The organism is Streptomyces sp. NPDC048825, from assembly GCF_043198355.1.
Lineage (GTDB): Bacteria > Actinomycetota > Actinomycetes > Streptomycetales > Streptomycetaceae > Streptomyces > Streptomyces xiangluensis.
Genome location: NZ_JBICUR010000003.1, coordinates 334,110 through 359,311 on the forward strand (window position 1 = coordinate 334,110; position 25,202 = coordinate 359,311).

Consider the following 25,202-nt stretch of genomic DNA (forward strand, 5'->3'; position numbering starts at 1 on the left):
GCCGGATCGGCCTGGGCGCGCTGTCGGCAGGTCCTCGGACTGACGCTCGCGCACGTCCGTCCCGGGGACGGACATGCACAAGTACACCGTTGCGGGACAGTTCCGGATTCGCACCGGATTCCCCTGCGGCGACAGCGAGCATGAGCATACATCTTGTGCTGGGCTTGGGAAGTGCACCCCACATGTTGTGTTGCGTGGCGGGCTCAGGCTGAAGAGCCGCGTGAACAGTGACGGCCTCTACAGCTCCAACTCGTAGGTCAGCAGTCTGATGTCGTCGAGGTGCGGGATCGGATTCCAGTCGCGTTCCGGAGTGCGGGTGAAGCCGAGACGTTCGTAGATACGATGGGCTGAGTGCATGGTGCGCTGGGTCGACAGGACGATGCGTACGCAGCCTTCGGTGGCCCGTGCGCGATCTGTGCAGGCGCGTACGAGCGCCTCTCCGACACCCCGGCCGCGGGCCTCGGGGGCGACGGCCAGCATCCGTATCTCGGCCTCACCGGGTTCCGCGATGTCGGCCATCGGTCCGCCGGAGGGTACGAACGTCACGCCGCCCAGCACGCGGTCGTGCTCGACGGCGACCAGCACCTCGGCCGCTGCGGCCCGCTTGGCGACGTCCCGCAGCTCGCCCAGGTACTCGTCGCTCTCTCCGAAGTCGAGCAGGCCGTCCCCGAGATAGGCCTGTGCGGTGATCTCGCCGAGGGTCTCGTACTCCTCCGGGGCTGCCCGCCTGATCACGATGTCCATGCGGTGCAGTGTGCATCAGCGGTACGACAACGGCCCTGCGGTTTTCCCCGTACTGGATCTCAGCACGGGGGACTCAGCCCACCCCCGGCCATTGCGGCAGCGTAGCCACGAAGTCCTTCACGAAGTCGCGGGGGCCCGGGCCGAGGGCGACGCGGCCAGTGACGGCCGTGCGGGAGGTGAGGACGGGGGAGTCCGCGTAGTAGACCTGCTGTGCGGCTGAGGGGATGAACACGGTCTTGCCGCGGGTCAGTTCGCTCGCGGACTCGACGATGACCGCGCCCTCCGCGACGGTGATGAACGACTCGTCCGCGCACACGCCCACCGCGAGCGGATCGTGCAGCGGGCAGGCGTCACCCCCGCCGTGGCGGCGGTAGGCGTCCATGTAGACCCGCAGCAGGCGGGCCGCCAGCGCCGTGCCCGCGCCCGCCGCTTCCACGGCGGCGAGGTCGGCGGGCCGGAAGAGCCAGCGCAGCGAGGCGTCCAGGTCGACCATCGTGAACGGGATGCCGGAGGACATGACGACCTCGGCGGCGTCCGGATCGGCCCAGATGTTGAACTCGGCGACCGGGGTGACGTTCCCGGGCACCTGCGCGGCGCCGCCCATGAACACGAGCTTCTTGACGCGGTGGGCGAACGCCGGGTCCTCCAGGAGTGCGATCGCCACGTTCGTGAGCGGGCCCGTGGCGCACACGGTGAGTTCACCCTCGTACTCCCGGGAGAGCCGGATGAGGGCCTGCGCCGAGGACTCCGGCAGGTGGGCGGCCGTGGAGTCGGGCAGCGTCTCGTTGCCGAGGCCCGCCTTGCCGTGGAAGGCGGACGCGGACGTGTACGGGAGGCGGGTCAGGGGGCGGCCCGTGCCGCGGTGCACGGGTACGTCGGCGTCGATGCGCAGGGCGCGGGTCAGGGCCCGGGCGTTGAGGTAGGTCTGCTCGGCGGGGAGGTTGCCTCCCACAGAGGTGTAGGCCTTCAGGTCCCACAGCCCCGTACCGAGGAGGTACTGCAGGGCCAGGGCGTCGTCTATGCCGGGGTCACTGTCGAGGACGATCGGTGAACGAAGGGTCACGGTGACCAGCGTAGCCGCGGGCGGTCGTGCCGCCAGGGGGAGTTCGCCCCCGCCGCCCCTACCCGTTCCCGTTCCCCAGGGGCTCCGCCCCCGGACCCCCGGTCCTCAATCGCCGGACGGCTGATTGTCAGCCCGTCCGGCGATTGAGGACGAGGCCGTTCAGGCCGATGGGGGTCTGGGGGCGCAGCCCCCAGCGGGGTGCGGGGCTGGCCCCGGGATGGGACGGGTAGGGGCGGCGGGGGCGAAACACCCCCGCCCCAGCCCCCTAGTGCCCCGCCCCAGCCGTAGCTGTAGCCGGCGGCAACTCCACTTGCACCCCCGCATCACCCGCATCCGCCGTGTAGTCCCCCGGAGACGTCTCGTCGATACCCTCCGGCGCCTTCGCCGCGCGCAGCACGAAGGTCAGGACCACCGTCACCACCACGTTCAGTACGAACGCCGTCAGGCCGATGTAGCCCATCTCCCCGAGCCCCGGAATCTCCGCGTTGGAGCCCCCGAAGTGCTTCTGCGTCGGCGAGGCGACCCCGTACGCGGCCACCGTGCCGTACACCATGCCGACCGCCCAGCCGGCGAGCAGCGCCCAGCGGTGGAACCAGCGGGTGAACAGGCCGCCGACCAGGGCCGGGAAGGTCTGGAGGATCCAGATGCCGCCCAGAAGCTGGAAGTTGATCGCTACCGTCTTGTCCATCGTCAGGACGAAGGCCAGCGCGCCGACCTTCACCAGCAGCGAGACCAGCTTGGAGACCTTCGTCTCCTGGGCCGGGGTCGCGTCCGGCTTGATGAAGTCCTTGTAGATGTTGCGGGTGAAGAGGTTCGCCGCAGCGATGGACATGATCGCCGCCGGGACCAGCGCACCGATGCCGATCGCCGCGAAGGCGACACCCGCGAACCAGTCGGGGAACATCGTCTCGAAGAGCTGCGGGATCGCCAACTGCCCGTTCTCCACCTTGATTCCGGCCGCGATCGCCATGAAACCCAGCAGCGCGAGCAGGCCCAGCATCAGGGAGTACAGCGGCAGGATCGTGGTGTTGCGGCGGATCACCTCACGGCTGCGCGAGGACAGCGTCGCCGTGATCGAGTGCGGGTACATGAACAGCGCGAGCGCGGAGCCCAACGCCAGCGTGGCGTACGTCCATTGGCCGGCCTCGGCCGGGACCAGCGCACCGCGCGGTGCTCCCGTCGCCTCGTTGGTCTGGCTGAACGCGTCGCCCGCCGCGGCGAAGATGTCGTCGAAGCCGCCCAGCTTGATCGGGATGTAGATGATGGCCACCGCGATCACGATGTAGATCAGGGTGTCCTTCACGAACGCGATGAGGGCCGGGGCGCGAAGACCCGACGAGTACGTGTACGCGGCCAGTACGCCGAAGGCGATGAGCAGCGGCAGGTCCTTGATGAACCAGTTCGTGTTCTCGCCGCCGCCGACGCCCATCACGTCCAGCACGGCCTGGATGCCGACCAGTTGGAGCGCGATGTACGGCATGGTGGCGAGGATGCCGGTCACGGCCACCGCCAGCGACAGGCTCTTCGAGCCGAACCGCCCGCGTACGAAGTCCGAGGTCGTCACGTAGCCGTGTTTGTGCGACACCGACCAGAGCCGCGGCAGGAAGGTGAAGATCAGGGGGTAGATGAGGATGGTGTACGGCACGGCGAAGAAGCCGGCCGCGCCCGCCGCGTAGATCGCCGCCGGTACCGCCACGAACGTATAGGCGGTGTAGAGGTCGCCGCCGAGCAGGAACCAGGTGACCCAGGTGCCGAACGACCGCCCGCCCAGGCCCCATTCGTCGAGGCTGTGCTCGTTCTCGGCCCTGCGCCAGCGCGAGGCCAGGAAGCCCATGACCGTGACGGCCAGGAAGAAGAAGATGAAGACGGCGAGTGCGACGCCGTTCACGCCGTCCTTCATGCCGACGCACCCCCGTTCCGGGAGGCCTTGGACCGGTCGGCCTTGCGGGCGCGCTGGTCACGCTGCCACAGCTGGTACGCGATCATCGTGAGCGCCGTGGAGATGAGCACCCAGAGCATCTGGTACCAGTAGAAGAACGGGATGCCGATGAAGGCCGGGTCGACCTTCGCGTACGTGCCCACCCAGAGCATCGCCACGAACGGCGCGAAGAGGCAGAGGGCGATCACCACACGTACCGGTGTGACCACCGGTGGCTTCACCTCAGGCGCTCTTGGCGCATCCGGCGCATCTGTCGCTTCTGACATAGGGCGGCTCCGTCCCCTCACTGATCACCTGTGCAAGCGCAGGAAATCTAAAGGACAGTTCCGCCTTATGGAACCCCCGTCCGGAATGCGGAAGTAATTGTGCGCATTCAGTGGCGACCGTGTGTGATCGGCAGTCGCGCGTGATCAGCAGCAGCGGAACCCCCGCCTGGGGTCAGCCTCCTGACGTTCCGTCCGCTCCCGCTCGAACTCGCGACGGGACGGTACGAGCGCGTCCGGATGCGTCGTACGAACATGGGTGACATAGCGGTCGTACGCGGATTCGTCGGTCAACTCCCGTACGTACCACCGCACGGACCTAAGAATCCGGAGCAGCCCCGACAGCATCGCGCTCCTCCTCCTTCTCCTGACGGGTCGGGATCAGCCCGGCCGGGGCGACGATCTTCGATTCCACGTACGGCGCCTCGCTGAGCGTGGACAGCGCGGGGCGGCGTACATGCCTGATGCATACCCTGGCCGCGTCCACGATCACGATCACGATGAGCAGCGCGAGGACCGCCGAAAGGACGCCGTCCACGGTGGAGTTGGTGACCACGGTGCGCATGTCGTCCATGTTCTTGGCGGGCGCGAGCACCTCACCCCGGTCGATGGCGTCCTGGTAGACCGAGCGCTGCTTGAAGAAGCCGACGCGCGGATCGCTGGAGAACACCTTCTGCCAGCTCGCCGTCAGCGTCACCGTGGCGTCCCAGGCGAGCGGAATCCCGGTGACCCAGGCCCACTTGAGGCGCCCGGACTTCACCAGCAGCGTCGTACAGACGGCCAGTGCGACCGCCGCGAGCAGCTGGTTGGAGATGCCGAAGATCGGGAACAGCTGGTTGATGCCGCCGAGCGGTTCATGGACGCCCACCCACAGGAAATAGCCCCACAGACCGCAGACGATGCCGCTGGTGATGACGAGGCCGGGCTTCCAGCTCACGTTCTTGAAGGGCTTGTAGAGATTTCCGAGCGTGTCCTGGAGCATGAAGCGGCCCACACGCGTGCCGGCGTCGAGCGCGGTCAGGATGAACAGTGCCTCGAACATGATCGCGAAGTGGTACCAGAAAGCGCGCAGACTGTCCCCGGTGATCTGGGAGAAGATGTCCGAGATGCCGATCGCGAGCGTGGGCGCACCGCCGGTCCGCGACAGCAGGGACGCCTCCTCGACGTTCCGCGCCGCCGCCGCCAGGTCCTCCGGGGATATTTGGTAGCCCCAACTCCCGACCACCTGCGAGGCGTTCTGCACCGAGTCCCCGATGACACCGGCCGGCGCGTTCATCGCGAAGTACAGACCCGGGTCGATGATCGACGCCGCTATCAGTGCCATGACCGCGACCGAGGACTCCATGAGCATGGAGCCGTACCCGATCATCCGTACCTGCGTCTCCTTCTGGATCATCTTCGGCGTCGTACCCGAGGAGATGAGGGAGTGGAAGCCGGACAGCGCCCCGCAGGCGATGGTGATGAAGACGAACGGGAAGAGCGAGCCCGCGAAGACCGGACCGTCACCGCGTGAGGCGAAGTCCGTGACCGCGTCCATCTTCAGCGTCGGCAGGGCGATCACGACGCCGAGCGCGAGCAGGAAGATGGTGCCGATCTTCATGAACGTGGAGAGGTAGTCCCGCGGCGCCAGCAGCATCCACACGGGCAGGATCGAGGCGATGAAGCCGTACGCCACCAGCCAGATCACGAGGGTCGAGGGCGCCAGCGTGAAGGTGTCGGCCCAGGACGATTCCGCGACCCACCGCCCGGAGACCAGCGCGAGCAGCAGCAGCGCGATGCCGATCAGTGAGACCTCGGTGACCCGTCCTGGCCGCAGGACCCGCAGATAGAAGCCCATCAGCAGGGCGATCGGGATCGTCATCGCGATGGAGAAGGTTCCCCAAGGCGACTCGGCGAGGGCATTGACGATGACCAGAGCCAGCACCCCGAGCAGGATGATCATGATGGCGAAGGCGGCGAGCAGGGCCGCGGCCCCGCCGAACGGCCCGATCTCCTCGCGCGCCATCTGCCCGAGCGACCTGCCGTCGCGGCGCGTCGAGAAGAACAGCACCACCATGTCCTGCACGGCGCCCGCGAAGATCACGCCGGCGATGATCCAGATGGTGCCGGGCAAGTACCCCATCTGCGCGGCCAGTACGGGCCCCACCAGCGGGCCCGCGCCGGCGATCGCCGCGAAGTGATGGCCGAGCAGCACGCGCCGGTCCGTCGGATGGAAGTCGATTCCGTTGTTGAGCCGCTCGGCGGGCGTGGCGCGGGTCTTGTCGACCTTGAGGACCTTGTTCGCGATGAACTTCGAGTAGAAGCGATAGGCGATGGCGTACGAGCCGAGAGCCGCCGCCACCATCCAGGCGGCCGACACCTCCTCGCCGCGCGAGAGCGCCAGTACGGCCCAGCCCGCCGCGCCCACCAGCGCGACGAGCGTCCAGATGACGATGGATCGAGTGTTCGCAGTGCGCACCGGGTCGTCCTCCCGTCCATGCGATGACGGGGAGGACCGTAAAACAGGTGAGGGAACAGCGCCACACCGCGTGCACCAGTAGTTTCGCGCCGTACGAACTGGCCTACCCCGCAGGGACTTTGCGGCGGCCCGCTCGCGGCCTACTGGAGATCTACTCCTGAGGCCGCTTCAGCCGCGCCACGCTGCATCGTCCCGGGGGCTGTGACATCGGCGGCTCCGCCGCGGGCCCCGGACCCCCAGCCGACACAGCGTTACCCGGCTTCTACTCCGCGGGCCGCTTCAGCCGCGCCACGAACTTGTACCGGTCCCCCCGGTACACCGACCGCACCCACTCCACCGGCTGGCCGTCCTTGTCCAGCGAGTGCCGCGACAGCATCAGCATGGGCAGGCCCACGTCCGTGCCGAGCAGGCCGGCCTCGCGCGGGGTGGCCAGGGAGGTCTCGATGGTCTCCTCGGCCTCGGCGAGACGGACGTCGTACACCTCGGCCAACGCCGTATACAGCGACGTGTACTTGACGAGTGACCTGCGCAGCGCCGGGAAGCGCTTCGCGGACAGATGCGTCGTCTCGATCGCCATCGGCTCGCCGTTGGCCATGCGCAGCCGCTCGATGCGCAGGACCCGGCCGCCCGCCGAGATGTCGAGCAGCCCGGCGAGGGTGTCATCGGCGGTGACGTAGCCGATGTCCAGGAGCTGCGAGGTGGGTTCGAGCCCTTGGGCCCTCATGTCCTCGGTGTACGAGGTGAGTTGGAGGGCCTGGGAGACCTTCGGCTTGGCGACGAAGGTGCCCTTGCCCTGGATGCGTTCGAGCCGCCCCTCGACGACGAGTTCCTGGAGGGCCTGGCGGACGGTGGTGCGTGAGGTGTCGAACTCGGCGGCCAGAGTGCGCTCGGGGGGTACGGACGTTCCGGGCGGCAGCGTCTCCGTCATGTCGAGCAGGTGCTTCTTGAGGCGGTAGTACTTGGGCACACGCGCGGTACGGATGGGGGACCCACCCTCGTTCTCCGCACTGCTGACGTCGGTGCTCATTCTCTGCCTTCCCGGCTCCTGGTGCCGATGCGGCCGACGTACCCGTCGGCACGGCTCACATCGTGGCACGGCCTGTCGTGCGAGTGTCCCTCGTACGCTCCGTGATCTCCCCTGTATATCTTTCGCCGTTCCCTCTGGTCTAGTCCACCACCTTGAAGTGGTCCACCCGGTTCCAGTGAACTCACCTGCTCTTTTTGCCACTTTCCTGCTTAAAGGTTCTTGAATATGTAGTTCTCGTAACGGACGTCCGGACGGGCCTGCTCTCCATTGACACCCCTCTAGGTCTAGGCCAATCTTCCGCTACTGGTCTACACCACTGGTGGCCAGGCGAGGAGGGGTGACATGAAGCGCAAGCTCATCGCGGCCGTCGGTGTCGCGGGCATGATGGTTTCCATCGCGGCGTGCGGAGGCGGCGGCAGCAAGGCGGCCGAGGATCCCAAGGACCGCAAGGGCGAGTTGACGGTCTGGCTGATGGTGGACGCCCAGACGAGCTGGCCGGAGCTGGTCAAGCAGGCCAATACCGAGTTCAGCGAGAAGTACCCGGGCGTCAAGGTCAACGTCCAGTACCAGCAGTGGGGCGACAAGACCAAGAAGCTGGACGCCGCCCTGTCCGGCGACAAGTTCCCCGACGTGGTCGAGCTCGGCAACACCGAGACCATGACGTACATCCTCAACGGGGCCCTCGGCGAGATCGACGAGAAGAAGTACGACAACTCCGACGCCTGGATCGACGGCCTGAAGGACACCTGCTCCTACGAGGGCAAGATGTACTGCGTGCCCTACTACGCCGGTGCGCGTGTGGCGATCTACAACAAGGACATGTTCAAGGCCGCCACCGGCAAGGACACGATCCCCGAGACCGAGGCCGACCTGACCAAGGCGCTCGGCAAGCTCGGGACCAAGTACGGCAAGAAGGACAAGGCGTTCTCGCCCCTCTATCTGCCGGGCCGCTACTGGTACGCCGCCATGTCGTACGTCGCCGCCTACGGCGGTCAGATCGCCGAGTACGACGAGGGCAGCAAGAAGTGGAAGGCCACGCTCTCCTCGCCGGAGGCGCAGCAGGGCATCCAGCACTACGTCGACCTGGTCAAGAAGTACAACAACGGCGACCAGACCAAGGCCGAGGAGGACCACGCCAACGTCATGGCCAACGAGAAGACGGCCCTGATCTACGGCAACGGCTGGGAGTCCGGCAGCGTCATCGACCCGGCGGCCAACGGCAACCCCAAGCTGAAGGACAAGATCGTCACGGCCGGCATGCCCGGCCCGAACGGCAAGGCGCTGCCTTCCTTCATCGGCGGCTCCGACCTGGCCACCATCTCCAAGTCCGAGAACCAGGACCTGGCACAGGACTGGATCTCCATCTTCACCAGTGAGAAGTCCGAGGCCGCGCTCGCCGAGAAGAACATCCTGCCGAACAACACCAAGCAGCTGGAGCCGCTGAAGACGAAGCCGGAGACGGCTCCGATCGCGAACGCTGTACCGGACGCCTGGTTCACGCCCATCGCGCCGGGCTGGGCCGCGGTCGAGAAGAAGGAAACGCTCGAGCTGATGCTGCTCGACATCCTCAAGGGCATGTCGGTCGCGGAGGCCACCAAGGCCGCCGACGCGGAGATCGACGAGCTGATCAACGAGGTCTCCTGACGCCTTGATCCGTCGGGGACGGCGGGCCAACCCCCCGGGCCCGCTGTCCCCGCACCCCGGTACCGGTTCGAACGGAAGGCCAGCACAGTGAGTGCCGCCGAAACGAAAGCACCCGCCCCTCCGGTGTCCGTCCCGCCGCCGCCCGCGCACCACGACACCCCGCGGGCGGCGGCCGGGAGAGCGCCGAGGAGGCGAGCGGGCGCCTATCTGCCGTACGCCCTGATAGCCCCGACCGTCGTCGCGATCGCCGCGGTGTTCCTGTGGCCGCTCGTCAAGACGGTGATCATGTCCTTCCAGGACGTGGGCCGCCGGGAGCTCTGGACGGGCCAGGCTGCCGAGTGGGTCGGCTTCGAGCAGTTCACCAACATCCTCGGCGACGGCGAGTTCTGGGACGTCGTATGGCGCACGGTGCTGTTCATGGTCGCCTGCGTCGTCGCCACCATGGGCGGGGGGCTTCTCCTCGCCCAGGCCATGCAGCGCATGAGCACATGGATCCGGCTCGCCCTGACCGCGGCACTGGTCGCCGCCTGGGCCATGCCGCTGCTCGTGGCGACCTCGATCTTCCGCTGGTTCGCCGACTCCGACTACGGCGTCGTAAATATGGTGCTGACGAAGTATCTGGGGCTCGACTTCCGCGGCCACAACTGGTGGCTCGACCCCAAGCAGGGCTTCCTGATCATCGCCGCCGTCGTCATCTGGGGCGCCATCCCGTTCGTCACCATCACCCTCTACGCCGCCCTCACCCAGGTGCCCAGGGAACTCGAGGAAGCGGCGGCGCTGGACGGCGCGGGCGCGTTCGGTGTGTTCCGCTACGTCACCTGGCCCGTCATCAAGCCGGTCTTCCAGATGGTCGCCACGCTCTCGGTGATCTGGGACTTCAACGTCTTCGGCCAGGTCTTCCTGATGCGCGGCAACGAACCGGAGCCCGAGTACAGCCTCCTGGGCATCTACTCGTTCGAGAAGGCCTTCGAGTCCAACTCCTTCAGCCAGGGCGCGGCCATCTCCCTGATCACGGTGCTGCTGCTCTCCGGCGTGGCCGTGTACTACCTGCGCCAACTGCTCAAGATCGGAGAGGTCGAGTGAGCGCCACGACGTCCACGCGCCCCGGGCCGCCTGCCCGCCCGTCACCACCCCGCCTGGGGCGCCGTCCGGCACCGCGCCCGGACCACAAGAAGAAGAGCCGGCACGTCTACAACCTCGTCGGCGTCGTCGCCCTGCTCGTCATGGCCTTCCCGGTCTACTGGCTGGTGGTCAGCGCCCTGCGCCCCAACCACGAGATCCGCAGCTACGACCAGACTCTGTGGCCGTCCTCGATCACCTTCGACAACTTCAAGCGGGCGATCGACGCTCCCCACTTCGGCTCGGCGATCCAGTCCAGCCTGATCATCTGCGTCACCGCCGTGGTCGGGGCGATGCTGCTGTCGACGATCGCAGCCTTCGCGATCGGACGGTTCCACTTCCTGGGCCGCAAGGCGTTCATGATCACGCTTCTGGTGATCCAGCTGCTGCCGCCGACCGCGATGCTCATCCCCATCTACATCCAGCTCAACGGCCTGGGCGCGCTCAACGAGTACTGGGGCGTCATCGTCATCTACCTGGTCTCCGCGCTGCCCTTCGCCACCTGGATGATCCGCGGCTTCGTCATCAACATCCCCAAGGAGCTTGAGGAGTCGGCGATGGTCGACGGCTGTAGCCGGATGGGCGCCTTCTGGCGCGTCATCTTCCCCCTGCTCGCTCCGGGCCTCGCCGCGGCCTCGATCTTCTCGCTCATCAACGCGTGGAACGAGTACCTGCTCGCCTACGTGGTGCTCCAGGACAACGACAAGTACACCCTGAACGTGTGGCTGATGAACTTCACCACGTCCCGCGGCGTCGACTACGGCGCGCTGATGGCCGCCTCGACACTCATCGCCCTCCCGGTTGTCGTCTTCTTCATGTTCGTCCAGAAGAAAATGGCCTCCGGCCTCACCTCCGGCGCCGTGAAGGGATAACGCCACCGATGACGACACTCACCGATGGAACCTCCACCCTGACCCGCGATGCCCTCGCCGTCCTGCAGCCAGGCTTCACCGGAACCTCGGCTCCCTCCTGGCTGCTGCGGCGCCTGGGGGAGGGGCTGGCATCGGTCGGCCTCTTCGGCCGGAACATCGCCTCGCCCGACCAACTCGCCTCCCTGACCGCCCAGTTGCGCGCCGAGCGCGACGACGTCCTGGTCGCCATCGACGAGGAGGGCGGTGACGTCACGCGCCTGGAGGTGCGTACGGGATCGTCGTTCCCGGGCAACCACGCGCTGGGCGCGGTGGACGACGTCGCGCTGACCCGGGAGGTCGCCGCCGAACTCGGCCGCCGCCTGGCCGCCTGCGGCGTCAACCTCAACTGGGCCCCGTCCGCCGACATCAACTCCGACCCCGGCAACCCGGTCATCGGCGTACGCTCCTTCGGCGCCGACGCGTCCCTGGTCGCCCGGCACACGGCCGCGTACGTCGGTGGCCTCCAGTCCGCCGGAGTCGCCGCCTGCGCCAAGCACTTCCCGGGCCACGGCGACACGGCGGTCGACTCGCACCACGCGCTGCCGCGCATCGACGCGGAGTTGTCGGTTCTGCAGGCCCGGGAGCTGGCCCCGTTCCGCGCGGCCATCGAGGCGGGCACGCGCGCGGTGATGACCGCGCACATCGTGGTCCCGGCGCTGGACCCGGAACGCCCCGCGACCCTCTCGCCCCGCATCCTGACCGGGCTGCTGCGTGAGGAACTGGGCTACGACGGTCTGATCGTCACCGACGGCATGGAAATGCAGGCCGTCTCCGGCACGTACGGCATCGAACGGGGCAGTGTCCTCGCGATCGCCGCGGGCGCCGACGCCATCTGTGTGGGCGGGGGGCTCGCGGACGACGAGACGGTGCTGCGGCTTCGGGACGCGCTGGTCGCGGCCGTGCGCTCGGGTGAGCTGGCCGAGGAACGGCTGGCGGACGCGGCGGCGCGCGTACGAGCGCTGGCGGCCTGGACGGCTTCGGCGGCGGAGCGCGATTCCGGGCAGGGAGCGGCTTCGGAGCCGGGGCCGTTGTCCGCGTCGGCCGGGCGTTCCGACAGGGCGCCCCGTGCCGACGTCGGCCTGGTCGCGGCGCGGCGTGCGCTGACAGTCACGCGTGCGGAGCACTTCGTGCCCCTCGCGGGGGCGCCGTACGTCGCCGCCTTCACCCCCGTCGCCAACTTCGCCGTGGGCGACGAGACCCCCTGGGGCGTCGCCGCCGAACTGCGCCGCCTGCTGCCGGGCACGGAGACGGGGAGCTTCGCGAGGGACCGGGCCGGAACCGAAGCGCTGGCAGCCGCCGGCCCACGCCGCATCGTCGCCGTGGTCCGCGACGAACACCGCCACCCCTGGATGGCCTCTGCCCTCGACACCCTGCTCGCCGCCCGCCCCGACACCATCGTGGTCGAAATGGGCGTCCCCCAAGCAACACCCCGCGGCGCCCTGCACATCGCCACCCACGGCGCGGCCCGCGTCTGCGGCCGGGCGGCGGCCGAGGTGATCGCCGGTTTGTAGGCGGGTGGCACGGCGACCCGTCGAAGCGGGTTGCAAGGCCGCTTCCGAATGTAGTACTTCTTATATATGAGCGAGCAGGTGCACAACAGATTGGCCATGGTGCGCGCCGAACGGAAGGTGTCGCGCCAGAGCCTGGCCGAGGCAGTGGGAGCCCACTACCAGACCATCGGCTACATCGAGCGAGGGCAGTACAACCCGAGCCTCGACCTGGCACTGAAGATCTCGAAGTTCTTCGATCTCCCGGTCGAGGCCCTGTTCTCCCTCGAACCGTTCCGGCCGCTCACGGACGAGGTCTACGGGAGGAAACAGCCATGACGACGACGCGAATGAGCCGCTACGACCGGCGCATGCTGCGGCTCATGAACGACGGTCGCGGCCAGGCCTGGTACGCCACGGCGGCACGCCGACGCCTGGCAGTCGCCGCGCACATCACGCTCACCGTGGCCATCAGCGGACTGATGACCCACTTCTTCCTGGCCAAGGGCGAGCCGCTGTGGCCCGTAGCCGCGATGGCGGTGCTCCTGCTGCCCTGGATGGTCGCGACCGGGGTCGTCAACGGCGCCACCAAGGGCCTGCTGGAGCTGCGCGAACACGTACTGGACGAGCGGCAGTCGGCGGAACGCAGCCGCGTCCTGGCCCGGGCCCACCGCATGACGACCCTGCTCCTGGCCGCGACGGCGGCCGCCCTGCTGATCACAGGCGGCGTCGACGGCAACGCCCCGAAGGCCTACGCCGCACCCCTCCTCATCGCCGTCCTCGTAGTCCACTGGGTCATGCCGCTGTGGGTGGCCGGCCTGCGGGCCCAGGACGAGCCGGCCGATGACGAGACCCTGGAGGCGGCGGCGCTCGGCCGCTAGATGCCCTGCCACTCCGGCTTGTTGGCGTAGGTGTGCCGGAAGTAGTCCGCCAGCTTCAGCTTCGACGCGGCGGCCTCGTCGACCACGACGGTCGCATGCGGGTGGAGCTGGAGCGCGGACGCGGGGCACACCGCGGCGACCGGCCCCTCCACCGTCGCCGCGACCGCGTCCGCCTTGCCCTCGCCGGTGGCGAGCAGCACCAGGTGCCGGGCCTCCAGGATGGTGCCGATGCCCTGCGTGATCACGTGGTGCGGCACCTGCTCGATGTCGCCGTCGAAGAAGCGCGCGTTGTCGATCCGGGTCTGCTCGGTCAGCGTCTTGATCCGCGTGCGCGACGCCAGCGACGAACACGGCTCGTTGAACCCTATGTGCCCGTCGGTACCGATCCCGAGCAGCTGAAGGTCCACGCCCCCGGCGTCCGTGAGCGCCTTGTCGTACGCCTCGCACGCCCCCTGCACGTCCTCGGCCGTGCCGTCCGGCCCCGTGAACTGGTCCATCCCGACCCCGAGCGGCTCCAGCACCTCACGCCGCAGCACCGAGCGGTACGACTCCGGATGCTCGGCCGGCAGTCCCACGTACTCGTCGAGCTGTGCGATCCGAGCCCGCGAGACATTCAGGGCCCCGGCACGCACCTTCGCCGCCAGCGCCTCGTAAATGGGCAACGGAGTCGACCCGGTGGCCACCCCTAGCAGGGCGTCGGGCTTGCGACGGAGCAGGTCCGCCATGGCCTCGGCGATGAGCTCGCCACCTGCCGCGGCGTCCGGAACGATGACAACTTCCACGCTGGGCCTGCCGTTCTGAAGGATCTGAAGGAGATCTGAAAGAGGGGGGACTCAACGACTCTGTGGTTTAGACCAATCTAGCAGAACTGCAATCTGCTCCCACTCCTGAACCCTCCGGGGTTAGGGTGCGTGGTGGATGCTGAGCGCGAGGTTGTTGGATAAAGAGACAACAACAAACATCCGTCAACGCGTAGACATGGCAGAGTGGTCTAGTCCACAATTGCACGGACAAAGCTTGAAAGCGCAACGGAACGATCAAGCAGTCTGACCGACCAAGCCTCCGTCTTCCCCGCACAGGAAGACGGACCGAGGAACCGGGGCTCTCTGCCCTGACTGCGCCGGCTCCTCATCCTTCGGCCGACCGGGACCGCACACCCCACGGCCGTTGCTGCTCCGGGCTGCGGTGCCGGGAGGGTTGAGGGTCCCTCTCAGGCGCCGCGGCCCGCGGGTGTTTCCGGGGTCGCACGGTTGCCGATTTCGGGGCTTGTCGTACACGACGGGTACGCTCGCACCCGTGCCCTCCATGAACGACCTCGTCCGCCAGCACACCGCCCTCGGTGACTCCGATCTCGAGTGGCTCCACCTGCTGGTCTCGGAGTGGCAGCTTCTCTCCGATCTTTCCTTCGCCGACCTCGTCCTGTGGGTCCCCACGCGCGACGGCACCCGCTATGTCTCGGTCGCGCAGATGCGCCCCAACACCGGCCCCACCTCGTACCAGGACGACATGGTCGGCCACCTCGTCCCCCGCGGCCGCCGCCCCATGCTGGACGCCGCCCACGACGAGGGCCGGATCGTGCGCGAGGGCGACCCGGAGTGGCGCGAGGAGGTCCCCGTACGGGTCGAGTCCATCCCCGTACGCAGGGAGGGTCGCGTCCTGGGTGTCATCGCCCGCAACACCAACCTGCTCACCGTGCGCACTCCTTCACGGCTGGAACTCACCTATCTCCAGAGCGCGTCCGACCTCGCCCAGATGATCGCGGCGGGCTCCTTCCCGTTCCCGGACCAGCAGGTAGACATGGACGCCTCGCCCCGGGTGGGCGACGGCCTGATCCGGCTGGACGCGGACGGCCTCGTCCAGTACGCCTCGCCGAACGCGCTGTCCGCGTACCACCGCCTCGGCCTCGCCGCCGACCTCGTCGGCCACCACCTCGGCAAGACCACCGCCGAACTGGCCCCGTCCCGCGGCCCGGTGGACGAGGCGCTGGCCAAGGTCGCCAGTGGCTGGGCGCCCCGCGAGTTCGAGATCGAGAGCGACGACGGCGTGATCCAGCTCCGCGCGATCCCGCTCAAACCCAAGGGGACGCGGGTCGGTTCACTCGTACTCCTGCGGGATGTCACCGAACTCCGGCGCCGCGAGCGCGAGTTGATCACCAAGGATGCGACCATCCGGGAGATCCACCACCGGGTGAAGAACAACCTCCAGACGGTCGCGGCCCTGCTGCGGCTCCAGGCCCGCCGTATCGACTCCGACAAGGGCCGCGAAGCCCTCGAAGAGGCCGTACGCCGCGTCGGATCGATCGCGATCGTGCATGAGACGCTCTCTCAGAACCTCGACGAGCGTGTGGAGTTCGACGAAATCGCCGACCGCGTTCTCGCCATGGTGGCCGAGATCTCCCCGGGCAAGGTCACGGGCCGGCGCACCGGCCGCTTCGGCATACTCGACGCCGAAGTCGCGACCCCCCTCTCCATGGTCCTCACGGAAGTTCTGCAGAACGCGCTCGAGCACGGCTTCCGCGAGGGCGACCGCGGCACCGTAGAGGTCTCGGCGGTCCGCGGCGGCACCACGAAGCAGACCCGCCTCCTGGTCACCGTCCAGGACGACGGCATCGGCCTTCCACCGGGCTTCGACCCCCAGCGCTCAGGCAACCTCGGCCTGCAGATCGTACGAACCCTGGTGGAGGGCGAGTTGGGCGGCACCTTCGACATGATCCCGGCCCCCGACCGCGGCACGCAGGTGATCCTGGACATCCCGATCCGGGCACACTGAGCGCCCCGTAAGAGGCGCGGGACTGTGACATGTGCGGCTCCGGCGCGGGGCACGACCATGCTGCAACGGACCCGCAGCTTCGGACCGGCCTTCCAACCGAGCCCATACACAGCAATGAGTCTTGGATCACGAAGTGATCCAAGACTCATTGCTCATACGCTTGCGCTTCGGCGGTGGTACTGCGCGCTGCGGCTCGGGGGCGGGAGATGCGTACTCGCCGTACGCGCCGCCAAGCTCAGGCTGTTGCGGGGCGGGTTGTCAGGCGGAGGCCTGACGGGCCCGGTTGCGGGCGGCGCGGCGCTTCATGGCGCGGCGCTCGTCCTCGCTGAGACCACCCCAGACGCCGGAGTCCTGGCCGGACTCGAGCGCCCACTGCAGGCACTGCTCCATGACGGGGCAGCGGCGGCAGACGGCCTTGGCTTCCTCGATCTGCAGCAGCGCAGGACCGGTGTTGCCGATGGGGAAGAAGAGCTCGGGGTCTTCCTCGCGGCAAACGGCGTTGTGACGCCAGTCCATGGCTGCTACCTCTCCTTGGTATTACATGCAGGTTGCTTGTGAATGTGAACGCTTTCACGAATCCCTCAACAAGTGAAGGGCCGACCGCCAGGCGGACTGGCGTGGTCCTTGATGTGAGGAGGGGTTCTGGCTCTCTGTGGGGCCGATTTTGCGGGCCGTCCCGAGCGCCACGTAGAGACTCGCAAACCTCAGCGGCGGATACAACCCCTTCTGGAAAGTTTTTTTTGATTCCTCGGTGTCGACTAGGTCACAGCCGTACTTCCATGGGGTGGACCCTGGCCTAAACGTTCGAGTGAAAGGACTTTAGCCCCTTCTGCTCACACAATCACACGCAGTGCACGGCGAACGCCTGTGAACGTCACGCTCGTACGCAGTCCCAGATGGTCGCCGTCCATCTGAAGGGGGAGTGGCACCTTCGAATGCAAGGTGAAGTCCGTCAGATCGTGCAGGGACAAGGCGTGCTTGCCATGGGGGCCCTGCTCGGGGGACGAAGTGAGCAACTGCGTGGCATATCGGGCGACGGCTGCCGTGGACATCCGGCTGAGACCCAGCACGTCCAGGCCGGTTTCGAACGAGGCCTTAGGTGATGCATACACCGGGCGATTGCCGAGATACGTCCAAGGCGAGGTGTTGCAGACGATGGACATCACCAGATCGGACACCGGATCCTCACCGGCTCTCTCCATGGTGATCATGCCGTGCCGGCGATGGGGCTCGTCCAGGAACTGGCGTACCGCCTGGCGCAGATAAAGGGCGTGTGTGGAACGCTTGCCCCGCTCTCGCTGCTGCTCGACCCGGCCTATCACGCCCGCGTCGAAGCCGAAGCCCGCGCAGAACGTGAACCATCGGGAGGGGACCGCCTCGTCCTCGGTGCCCGGAGTGCCGGCCGCGATACCGAGGCCGACCGTGCGTTCCCGGCCCTCGCGCAGCGCGTCGAGCAGGGCGCCGGTGGCCTCGACGGGCTCGTTGGGCAGGCCCAGGGCGCGGGCGAAGACGTTGGTGGAGCCGCCGGGGACCACGGCGAGGCGGGGCAGGCGGTCCGGGTCGGGGCCCTGGTGCAGCAGGCCGTTCACGACCTCGTTGACCGTGCCGTCGCCGCCGAGGGCCACGATCAGTTCGATGTCCTTGCTCTCCGCCGCCTGCCGGCCGAGGTCCTTGGCGTGCCCGCGGTACTCGGTGGTGACCGCCTCGAGTTTCATCTCGCTCGCCAGGGCATGGATCAAGACGTCACGCGTGCGTGCGCTGGTGGTAGTAGCTGCCGGATTGACCACAAGAAGTGCACGCATGCGATGCAGCGTACCTACCTGTCGGTACTCGGCCCATACCGAGGGGGATCAGGCGGCCGGGGGTGGGGAGCCGAGGGCTACCCTTCAGGGGTGAGCTCTGCGAAGACCCCCACCCCGGACGCACCCGAGACGGGCCCCCGCCCCGGACGGCTGACCGCCGCGGCGGCGCTGGCCGCTCTTGAGGGCCTCGCCCTGGTCGCGGCAGGCGTCTACATCCTGGTGATGGGGCTTGCCGGTGACCCGGACGACCGGCAGCAGGCCGTCACGGGCGGGGTCACGCTGGTCGTGCTCGCGCTGCTGCCACTGGTGGCGGCGCGCGGGCTGCTCAGGCAGCGCAGCTGGAGCCGGGGGCCCGCGATCATCACGCAGATCATGGCGCTGCCGGTGGCCTGGACTCTTCTCCAGGCCGACAGCCTGGCCATCCCGGGCGGTATCGCCCTTGCCGTCGTCGCGGTCGCGGCGCTGGTGCTCCTGCTGAACCCGGAGACGACCCGGGCCCTCGGGATCCGCGGACCCGGGAACGTGCAGGACCAGAAGTAACCGGCGCATTCCGGCTCGTACAAGGCCCGACAAGAGGCTCGTACAAGAGGCCCGTACAAGAACAGCCTCGTAGATCAGACCCGTGCCGACGCCCTACTCCTCGACGAGCAGCTTCTCCCGCAGCTGGGCCAGTGTCCTGGCCAGGAGGCGGGAGACGTGCATCTGGGAGATGCCGACCTCCTGGGCGATCTGCGACTGGGTCATGTTGGCGAAGAAGCGCAGCAGCAGGATCCGCTTCTCGCGCGGAGGCAGATCCTCCAGGAGCGGCTTCAGGGACTCGCGGTACTCGACGCCCTCCAAGGCCTCGTCCTCGGCGCCCAGTGTGTCCGCGACCGCCGGGGACTCGTCGTCCGTGTCGGGGACGTCCAGGGAGAGCGTGGAGTACGCGTTGGCCGACTCCAGGCCCTCCAGGACCTCCTCCTCCGAGATGGCCAGCTTCTCGGCCAGCTCGTGCACGGTGGGGGAGCGGCCGTGCTGCTGCGAGAGCTCCGCGGTGGCCGTGGTGAGCGCCAGCCGCAGCTCCTGGAGCCGGCGCGGGACGCGCACCGCCCAGCCCTTGTCGCGGAAGTGCCGCTTGATCTCGCCGACCACCGTCGGCGTCGCGTACGTGGAGAACTCGACGCCGCGCTCCGGGTCGAAGCGGTCGACCGACTTGATCAGGCCGATGGTGGCGACCTGCGTGAGGTCGTCCAGCGGCTCGCCGCGGTTGCGGAAGCGGCGCGCGAGATGCTCGACGAGCGGGAGATGCATCCGGACCAGTTGGTTGCGCAGCTCCGCGTACTCCGGGCTGCCGTCCGGCAGCTTGCGCAGCTCGATGAACTTGGCCCGCGCCCCGCTGCGGTCGTGGGGGTCGTGCCGTACGTGCTGTACGCCCGAGGCGCTCTCGGTGCCGTTGCCCGAGTGTCGCTCGTGCTGCTCGTGCTGCTCGCTCATAGTCCCGCCCGTCACCCGCAGCCGCCCTTCCGGGGGCGCTCCCCCAGACTCCGTCCCGGGAGATCCCCCTGGAACCCCGATCAGAGGCGCCCCGGCCGCCGAGGAGTCGTCCTCCGGGTGCGGCCGGGCCTGCTGCTCGGGGATGCCGTCGACACCCTCCGCCGCCATGCTTCGGGGCCCGCTCAGGCCGCCGGCGCCCTCAGCGGGAAGTTCTCGTGTGCCGCGCTCTTCGTCCCGCACCGGCCCGTCCCCGTTCCTCACGCCGGCCCGGGTCCCGCGCCGCGCTGTTTGTAGAGGCTGATCGAAACGGTCTTGTCGTCGGCGACCGAGGAGGACACCTTGCCCGCGAGGGCCGACAGCACGGTCCAGGCGAACGTGTCCCGCGAAGGGGCGTGGCCGTCGGTGGTCGGGGCCGAGACCGTCACCTCCAGCGAGTCGTCGATCAGGCGGAAGACACAGCTGAGTACCGAGCCGGGCACGGCCTGCTGCAGCAGGATCGCGCAGGCCTCGTCGACCGCGATGCGCAGGTCCTCGATCTCGTCGAGGGTGAAGTCCAAACGCGCCGCGAGGCCGGCCGTGGCCGTACGCAGCACCGACAGGTAGGCACCCGCAGCCGGCAGCCGGACTTCCACGAAGTCCTGGGTCGCGGGCTCGCCTGCGATCTGGGACACCCTCACCTCCAAGGTGGTACAAGCTCTTTCGGGGGGCCGAGGGTCGCCCCTCGGGGTAACGCGCTACGTGGTTCAGCGGTGACGCTACCGCGCTCTCAGGTTTTCTGTCCCCGGGACCCCAACCCCGTTGTTGTCACTCATAGTAAACATAGTTATACGCACAGTGGCTAGGGGTCTGCGGGCCCAATTGGGAAGAGCGTGCGCCGGGTTGACGTACCCAGGCGTCAGACCGTCGAATCTTACGGATCCGGGGTCACACGATGACGTGGTCGACGAAGCACCATCGCCAGCTCTCACCGGGCTCGAGTGAGCGCATCATCGGGTGTCCTGTCTCCTTGTGGTGCTCTGTCGCGTGCCTCATCGGCGACGTGTCGCAGCAGCCTACGTGACCGCAGTCCAGGCACAGCCGGAGCTGCACCGGGTGCGTGCCCGCGGCACGGCACTCGACGCAGGTCTCGCTGAGCGGTCCGGGTTCCGGACGCGGCAGCGACGCGGTGTGCGTGCACTGTTTCATGATTGCCAGGTTACGTCGGGCGCGGCGAAAACAGCTCAAGAACGAAGGCGGGCCGAAACCGATGCATGTGATGCCCCTGCTGCTGCTGATCGCGGGCTGCGCCGTGGTGGCCGGTGCGGCCCGCCGCACTCCGGTCCCTCCGCCCCTGCTGCTCGTCACAGTGGGCCTGGCCGTCTCGTACGTCCCCGGGGTGCCCGAGTACACCCTCGACCCCGACGTGGTGCTGCCGCTGCTGCTGCCCCCGCTGCTGTACACGGCGGCCACCGACAGCTCGTATCTCGATCTTCGGGCGTCCATACGGCCCGTGGCGCTGCTGTCGGTGGGGTACGTGCTGTTCGCGACGCTCGTCGTCGGCTGGGCCGCGTATCTGATCGTGCCGGACCTGCCGCTCACCGCCGCTCTGGTGCTCGGCGCGGTGGTGGCGCCGCCGGACGCGGTGGCGGCGACGGCGGTCGCCCGCCGGGTCGGGCTGCCCTCGCGGCTCACCACGATCCTGCAGGGCGAGTCCCTGGTGAACGACGCGACCGCGATCACCGCTTTCAAGGTGGCGCTCGCCGCCGCCGTCGGGGAGGGCGCGACCTGGGCGGGCGGCATCGGAGAGTTCCTGGTCGCGGCGCTCGGCGGCATCGGGATCGGGCTCCTGCTGATGGTGCCGATCCACTGGCTGCGTACCCACCTGAAGGAGGCGCTGCTGCAGAACAGCCTCTCCTTGCTGATCCCCTTCTTCGCGTACGCGGTCGCCGAGCAGGTGCACGCCTCCGGAGTGCTCGCCGTGGTCGTCGTCGCCCTCTACCTCGGGCACCGCTCCTGGCAGGTCGATTTCGCCACCCGGCTCCAGGAGGAGGCGGTGTGGAAGATGGTCGCGTTCATCCTGGAGTCGGCGGTCTTCGCGCTGATCGGTCTGCAACTGCCGATCGTCCTGAAGGGGCTCGGGGAGTACGAGGGTGCCAGGGCCGTCTGGTACGCGGTGGCCCTCTTCCTGGTGGTCGTCGGCGCCCGCTTCGTATGGGTGTATCCCGCGACGTACCTACCGCGCATGCTGTCCCGGCGGATCCGGGAGCGGGAGGAGAACCCCACCTGGAAGGGGCCGTTCATCGTCGGCTGGGCCGGGATGCGGGGTGTCGTCTCGCTCGCCATCGCGTTCTCGATCCCGCCGACGATGCACGGCGGCGAGGACTTTCCCGGACTCAATCTCATCCTCTTCCTGACCTTCACGACGGTCATTGGGACGCTGGTCGTGCAGGGGCTGACGCTGCCCCCGCTGATCGGCATGCTGAAGCTGCCCGGGCGCGACGCACAGGCGGAGACGCTCGCGGAGGCGAACGCCCAGGCGCAGGCCTCCCGGGCCGCCGAGCGGCACCTGGACGAACTCCTCGAGGACGAGCGCAACGCCCTGCCGCCCCCGCTCGCCGAGCGCCTCCGCTCGGTTCTGGAGCGGCGCCGCAACGCCGTGTGGGAGCGGCTCGGCTCGGTGAACCCGGTGACCGGGGAAACCGTGGACGACACGTATCGCCGCCTGGCGCGCGAGATGATCAGCGCCGAGCGCGAGGTGTTCGTGAAGCTGCGCGACGCCCGCTACATCGACGACGAGATGCTGCGGACGCTGCTGCGCCGGCTGGACCTGGAGGAGGCGGCCGCCTACCGGGAGTCGGCGACCTGAGGGCGGTGGCCGGTTACGGGGTGAAGGGCGCCCCCGTGATCACGGCCGCGAGGGTCGTCCCGCGCGGGAAGGCGCCTTCCTCCGTGAGCGTCAGAAGCCCGTACAGCATTTTCGCGACATAGAGGCGCTCGACGGGCAGGCCGTGGCGCTGCTCGAAGTCGGCTGCGAAGGCGTCGAGTTCGGGGGTGGTGCGGGCGTAACCGCCGCAGTGGAAGCGGTCGTCGAGGGACCAGTCACCGCGCGGCCCGCCGAAGGCCCGGTGCTGGAGGGTGCGTATCTCCGCGTCGAGGAAGCCGCCTTTGAGGACGGGGATGCCCAGGGCGCGCTGACCGGGGCCGAGTCCCGCGGCCAGGCCCGCGAGTGTGCCGCCCGTGCCGCAGGCGAGCGCGATGACGTCGGCGTGGCCGCGCAGCTCCTCGCCAAGGGCCGTACAGCCGCGTACAGCAAGGGAGTTGCTGCCGCCCTCGGGGACCACGTACGCGTCCGCGGCGCCCGCCTCCCTGAGGATGGCGGCCATCGTTTCCGGCTCGGTCTTGCGACGGTAGGTCGATCTGTCGATGAAGTGCAGCCGCATGCCGTCGGCCGCGCACCGGGCCAGGGAGGGGTTGAGGGGGCGGTCGGCCAGCTCCTGGCCGCGGATCACGCCGAGGGTGGGCAGTCCCAGGAGGCGGCCCGCGGCGGCGGTGGCGCGCAGGTGGTTCGAGTAGGCGCCGCCGAAGGTGAGGACCGTACGGCCCGCCGCGGCGCTCAGGTTCGGGGCCAGCTTGCGCCACTTGTTGCCCACCAGGTCCGGGTGGATCAGGTCGTCCCGCTTGAGCAGCAGCCGTACGCCGTGCCGCGCGAAGCGCTCGTCCACGACGTCCCGCAGCGGCGACGGCAGGCGCGGCCGCAGATTGGCGGGGTCGAGCGCTTCGGAGGTCACTGGGTTGCTCGTCAGTTCAGGCGGTCGCGGATGCGTGCGCGCATGGAGGCCATGGTGAAGCCGCGGGGGTCGACCTTGCCCGGCTGCCATTCGAGGTGGCCGATCACCGAGCGTTCATTCCAGCCATGGTGACGGCAGACCGCCGCCGCGGCCCGCTCGATCGCCTCCAGCTGGGCCGCGGGCCAGGGGTCCACGCCGTCGCCGAGGTTCTCGCACTCGAAGCCGTAGAAGTGGCGGTTGCCGTCGGTGTTCGCCTCGTTGTCCCTCGGGAGGCCCCGCTCGGCGATGACCGCGCGCAGTACGTCGTCGTCGCCGAGCCCGGCGTGGTTGGCGCGGCCGTAGCCGACGAGGTGGACTCGGCCGTCCTTGGTGATGACGCCGTGGCACAGCGGTCCTGGCAGGCTGCTGTAGCCGTCGCGGCAGATCTCGACCGTCCGCCGGCTGCCCCGGGTCACCGTGTGGTGGATCATCACGCCGTGGACCGGGCCCCAGGGGCCCTTGTGATTGCGGTTGTGATGTTCCCAGTCGCCTACTTCGACGACGGTGCAACCTTCGTCCCGCAGTCGCTCCAGGAATCTGCCCGCGGACATGGGTGAGGCCATGACCGCCTCCTTACATGGGGGGCGCGACGGCCACCCATCGCGACCGCCTCGTACCGCCGCTTTTACCCGGAACTCCACGTCGTGGACCACTTGTTCGCACGGCGTACGAGCCGATTCGGTCAGTTGACCGCCGCTCGACGGTCCATGGCCGGCGGTACGGACGGTTCGCGTCAGGAGCGCAGTACTCCGTCGCCGTGCGTCGCGATGTGGCTCTCCAGGGCCTGGAGGGCGCGCTGCGTCGCGTCGGGGGAGCCGGTGCCGTGCCGCTCGGCGTAGTAGGCCGCGCCGAGACTCTTGAGCAGATCGCCGCCCGCCCGCTGGGCCTGCACTTCGTCGATCTTCTGCTTGCCCTGTGTGAGGCCGCGCTGTGCTTGTTCCTTGGCGCGGTCCAGGAAGCCTGCCATTGCTGTCTCCTCGTCGTTCGTCCGTCGCTGGTCCAACGCCCGGCCCGATCTTGGTGTTCCCGGCCGAAATGTCCGTGCACCCGGTCGGCGGAGGCCCTGGCCGGCAAGTCCTACGATGTGCCCCTTTATCGAAGATCCAACCCTGCACATTCGAGTGATGGTGTCTATACGGTTCACGTAGGCTGCAACAGCCGGGTGACGACGGGTGGTTGAGGCGGAGGTACAGGGCGTGGGCGTGGCGATTCGCAGAGCCGGGGAAGGCGATCGGGAGGCTGTCACGCGGCTTCTGGACCACGCTTTTCTGGACGACCCGGTGAGTATTTGGGTCTTCCCCGACGCGGAGGATCGCCGCCGTACGCACCCCCTGCTGATGGGAGCCTTCCTCGGCATCGTGCTGGAAGAGGGCTACGTGGATGTCACCGAGGACGGCTCGGCCTGCGCGCTGTGGCTGCCGGTGCCCGCGGAGGCTCACGAGGAGGGGGAGGGCGAAGACGGGGACGGGGCCGCGAACGTGCGCGAGGCCGTCGATCCGGACAACGAACGGATCGAGCAGATCGGCCAGTTGACGGCCCAGGTGCACCCGGCGGGCACGGCCCACGAGTATCTGTGGATGATCGGCGTGGCTCCGGAGCGGCAGAACGAGGGCCTTGGTACGGCGCTCATCCAGCACATCCTCGACCGATGCGACCGCGAGGCCCTCGGGGCGTACCTGGAGGCGAGCAACGCCCGTAGCCGCGCCCTGTACGAACGCCTCGGCTTCACGTTCATGGGCCGCACGGTCGAACTGCCCGACGGTCCGACCATGTGGCCGATGTGGCGCGATCCAGTCACGCGCTCCTGACGGAACGC

The 25,202-nt window shown here is 68.6% G+C and carries 26 protein-coding genes and 1 riboswitch; of the genes, 10 read left to right on the forward strand and 16 right to left on the reverse strand.

What is annotated here, in order from left to right:
• Window positions 1-29: 29 nt before the first annotated feature.
• Window positions 30-123, reverse strand: a riboswitch (cobalamin riboswitch).
• Window positions 124-237: 114 nt separating this feature from the next.
• The 7 genes from ACGFNK_RS10165 to ACGFNK_RS10195 form a co-directional block, all read right to left on the reverse strand.
• Window positions 238-744, reverse strand: coding sequence for a GNAT family N-acetyltransferase (locus tag ACGFNK_RS10165; protein ID WP_393413803.1), 507 nt, complete (start codon window positions 742-744; stop codon window positions 238-240).
• 73 nt (window positions 745-817) lie between these two features.
• Window positions 818-1,807, reverse strand: coding sequence for a nucleoside hydrolase (locus ACGFNK_RS10170; RefSeq protein ID WP_393413806.1), 990 nt, complete (start codon window positions 1,805-1,807; stop codon window positions 818-820).
• Window positions 1,808-2,072: 265 nt separating this feature from the next.
• Window positions 2,073-3,707, reverse strand: a complete 1,635-nt coding sequence (gene mctP, locus ACGFNK_RS10175) for a monocarboxylate uptake permease MctP (protein ID WP_393413809.1) — start codon at window positions 3,705-3,707, stop codon at window positions 2,073-2,075.
• Window positions 3,704-4,012 (reverse strand): DUF3311 domain-containing protein, encoded by a 309-nt coding sequence (locus ACGFNK_RS10180; protein WP_393413812.1) that lies wholly within the window; start codon window positions 4,010-4,012, stop codon window positions 3,704-3,706. Before ACGFNK_RS10180 ends, mctP begins: the two co-directional genes overlap by 4 nt.
• A gap of 144 nt (window positions 4,013-4,156) precedes the next feature.
• Window positions 4,157-4,357, reverse strand: coding sequence for a CstA-like transporter-associated (seleno)protein (locus tag ACGFNK_RS10185; RefSeq protein ID WP_393413815.1), 201 nt, complete (start codon window positions 4,355-4,357; stop codon window positions 4,157-4,159).
• Window positions 4,329-6,467, reverse strand: a complete 2,139-nt coding sequence (locus ACGFNK_RS10190) for a carbon starvation CstA family protein (protein WP_393413818.1) — start codon at window positions 6,465-6,467, stop codon at window positions 4,329-4,331. Before ACGFNK_RS10190 ends, ACGFNK_RS10185 begins: the two co-directional genes overlap by 29 nt.
• Before the next feature lie 262 nt (window positions 6,468-6,729).
• Window positions 6,730-7,494, reverse strand: a complete 765-nt coding sequence (locus ACGFNK_RS10195; RefSeq protein ID WP_344389620.1) for a GntR family transcriptional regulator — start codon at window positions 7,492-7,494, stop codon at window positions 6,730-6,732.
• Between the two features lie 342 nt (window positions 7,495-7,836).
• Here ACGFNK_RS10195 and ACGFNK_RS10200 point away from each other — a divergent pair, with 342 nt between their 5' ends.
• The 6 genes from ACGFNK_RS10200 (at window position 7,837) to ACGFNK_RS10225 (ending at window position 13,536) form a co-directional block, all read left to right on the forward strand.
• A complete protein-coding gene (locus tag ACGFNK_RS10200) occupies window positions 7,837-9,138 on the forward strand; it encodes a sugar ABC transporter substrate-binding protein (protein WP_393413823.1) in 1,302 nt (433 codons plus the stop codon).
• 87 nt (window positions 9,139-9,225) lie between these two features.
• The gene (locus tag ACGFNK_RS10205) at window positions 9,226-10,221 is read left to right on the forward strand and encodes a carbohydrate ABC transporter permease (RefSeq protein WP_393413826.1); all 996 of its coding nucleotides are present in this window, start codon (window positions 9,226-9,228) and stop codon (window positions 10,219-10,221) included.
• Window positions 10,218-11,129 carry a carbohydrate ABC transporter permease gene (locus tag ACGFNK_RS10210; protein WP_393413830.1) on the forward strand — a complete coding sequence of 304 codons (912 nt, stop codon included), beginning with the start codon at window positions 10,218-10,220 and terminating at the stop codon, window positions 11,127-11,129. The genes ACGFNK_RS10205 and ACGFNK_RS10210 overlap by 4 nt, the downstream gene beginning before the upstream one ends.
• Window positions 11,130-11,137: 8 nt before the next feature.
• Window positions 11,138-12,679 carry a glycoside hydrolase family 3 protein gene (locus tag ACGFNK_RS10215; RefSeq protein ID WP_393413833.1) on the forward strand — a complete coding sequence of 514 codons (1,542 nt, stop codon included), beginning with the start codon at window positions 11,138-11,140 and terminating at the stop codon, window positions 12,677-12,679.
• Window positions 12,680-12,745: 66 nt separating this feature from the next.
• Complete coding sequence (locus tag ACGFNK_RS10220; protein ID WP_344389630.1) at window positions 12,746-12,994, forward strand: helix-turn-helix transcriptional regulator; 249 nt, start codon at window positions 12,746-12,748, stop codon at window positions 12,992-12,994.
• Complete coding sequence (locus ACGFNK_RS10225; protein WP_393413837.1) at window positions 12,991-13,536, forward strand: hypothetical protein; 546 nt, start codon at window positions 12,991-12,993, stop codon at window positions 13,534-13,536. Before ACGFNK_RS10220 ends, ACGFNK_RS10225 begins: the two co-directional genes overlap by 4 nt.
• On the opposite strand, the gene nagB is transcribed toward ACGFNK_RS10225, so the two are convergent.
• On the reverse strand, window positions 13,533-14,318 hold the full coding sequence (nagB, locus tag ACGFNK_RS10230) for a glucosamine-6-phosphate deaminase (RefSeq protein WP_393413840.1): 786 nt from the start codon (window positions 14,316-14,318) through the stop codon (window positions 13,533-13,535). The genes ACGFNK_RS10225 and nagB overlap by 4 nt on opposite strands.
• Window positions 14,319-14,841: 523 nt before the next feature.
• On the opposite strand from nagB, the gene ACGFNK_RS10235 reads away from it, so the two are divergent.
• Entirely contained in the window at window positions 14,842-16,305 is a 1,464-nt protein-coding gene (locus ACGFNK_RS10235; RefSeq protein ID WP_386339312.1) for a sensor histidine kinase, read from the forward strand.
• A gap of 258 nt (window positions 16,306-16,563) precedes the next feature.
• Here ACGFNK_RS10235 and ACGFNK_RS10240 read toward each other — a convergent pair whose 3' ends face one another.
• Complete coding sequence (locus tag ACGFNK_RS10240; protein WP_016639615.1) at window positions 16,564-16,821, reverse strand: WhiB family transcriptional regulator; 258 nt, start codon at window positions 16,819-16,821, stop codon at window positions 16,564-16,566.
• A gap of 317 nt (window positions 16,822-17,138) precedes the next feature.
• On the reverse strand, window positions 17,139-18,107 hold the full coding sequence (locus tag ACGFNK_RS10245) for a diacylglycerol/lipid kinase family protein (RefSeq protein ID WP_386339135.1): 969 nt from the start codon (window positions 18,105-18,107) through the stop codon (window positions 17,139-17,141).
• A gap of 90 nt (window positions 18,108-18,197) precedes the next feature.
• Here ACGFNK_RS10245 and ACGFNK_RS10250 point away from each other — a divergent pair, with 90 nt between their 5' ends.
• Window positions 18,198-18,647, forward strand: coding sequence for a hypothetical protein (locus ACGFNK_RS10250; RefSeq protein WP_393413843.1), 450 nt, complete (start codon window positions 18,198-18,200; stop codon window positions 18,645-18,647).
• 93 nt (window positions 18,648-18,740) lie between these two features.
• Here ACGFNK_RS10250 and ACGFNK_RS10255 read toward each other — a convergent pair whose 3' ends face one another.
• From ACGFNK_RS10255 to ACGFNK_RS10265, 3 genes are all read right to left on the reverse strand, one after another.
• Window positions 18,741-19,841: an RNA polymerase sigma factor SigF gene (locus ACGFNK_RS10255; RefSeq protein WP_393413846.1), complete on the reverse strand. Its 1,101-nt coding sequence runs from the start codon at window positions 19,839-19,841 to the stop codon at window positions 18,741-18,743.
• The gene (locus ACGFNK_RS10260) at window positions 19,838-20,251 is read right to left on the reverse strand and encodes an anti-sigma regulatory factor (RefSeq protein WP_033320057.1); all 414 of its coding nucleotides are present in this window, start codon (window positions 20,249-20,251) and stop codon (window positions 19,838-19,840) included. The genes ACGFNK_RS10255 and ACGFNK_RS10260 overlap by 4 nt, the downstream gene beginning before the upstream one ends.
• Window positions 20,252-20,504: 253 nt before the next feature.
• Window positions 20,505-20,765, reverse strand: a complete 261-nt coding sequence (locus ACGFNK_RS10265) for a UBP-type zinc finger domain-containing protein (RefSeq protein WP_328768732.1) — start codon at window positions 20,763-20,765, stop codon at window positions 20,505-20,507.
• Between the two features lie 61 nt (window positions 20,766-20,826).
• Here ACGFNK_RS10265 and ACGFNK_RS10270 point away from each other — a divergent pair, with 61 nt between their 5' ends.
• Window positions 20,827-22,425, forward strand: a complete 1,599-nt coding sequence (locus ACGFNK_RS10270) for a Na+/H+ antiporter (RefSeq protein WP_393413849.1) — start codon at window positions 20,827-20,829, stop codon at window positions 22,423-22,425.
• Window positions 22,426-22,438: 13 nt separating this feature from the next.
• Here ACGFNK_RS10270 and ACGFNK_RS10275 read toward each other — a convergent pair whose 3' ends face one another.
• The 3 genes from ACGFNK_RS10275 to ACGFNK_RS10285 all read right to left on the reverse strand — a co-directional run bounded on the left by ACGFNK_RS10275 (window position 22,439) and on the right by ACGFNK_RS10285 (window position 24,353).
• A complete protein-coding gene (locus ACGFNK_RS10275; RefSeq protein WP_393413852.1) occupies window positions 22,439-23,347 on the reverse strand; it encodes a 1-aminocyclopropane-1-carboxylate deaminase/D-cysteine desulfhydrase in 909 nt (302 codons plus the stop codon).
• Between the two features lie 11 nt (window positions 23,348-23,358).
• Window positions 23,359-23,949, reverse strand: coding sequence for an N-acetylmuramoyl-L-alanine amidase (locus ACGFNK_RS10280; protein WP_393413854.1), 591 nt, complete (start codon window positions 23,947-23,949; stop codon window positions 23,359-23,361).
• 170 nt (window positions 23,950-24,119) lie between these two features.
• The gene (locus ACGFNK_RS10285; protein ID WP_344389650.1) at window positions 24,120-24,353 is read right to left on the reverse strand and encodes a hypothetical protein; all 234 of its coding nucleotides are present in this window, start codon (window positions 24,351-24,353) and stop codon (window positions 24,120-24,122) included.
• A 229-nt stretch (window positions 24,354-24,582) separates the two neighbouring features.
• Between ACGFNK_RS10285 and ACGFNK_RS10290 the strand changes: the two genes are divergently transcribed.
• A complete protein-coding gene (locus ACGFNK_RS10290; protein WP_393413857.1) occupies window positions 24,583-25,194 on the forward strand; it encodes a GNAT family N-acetyltransferase in 612 nt (203 codons plus the stop codon).
• The last annotated feature ends 8 nt before the right edge of the window (window positions 25,195-25,202 follow it).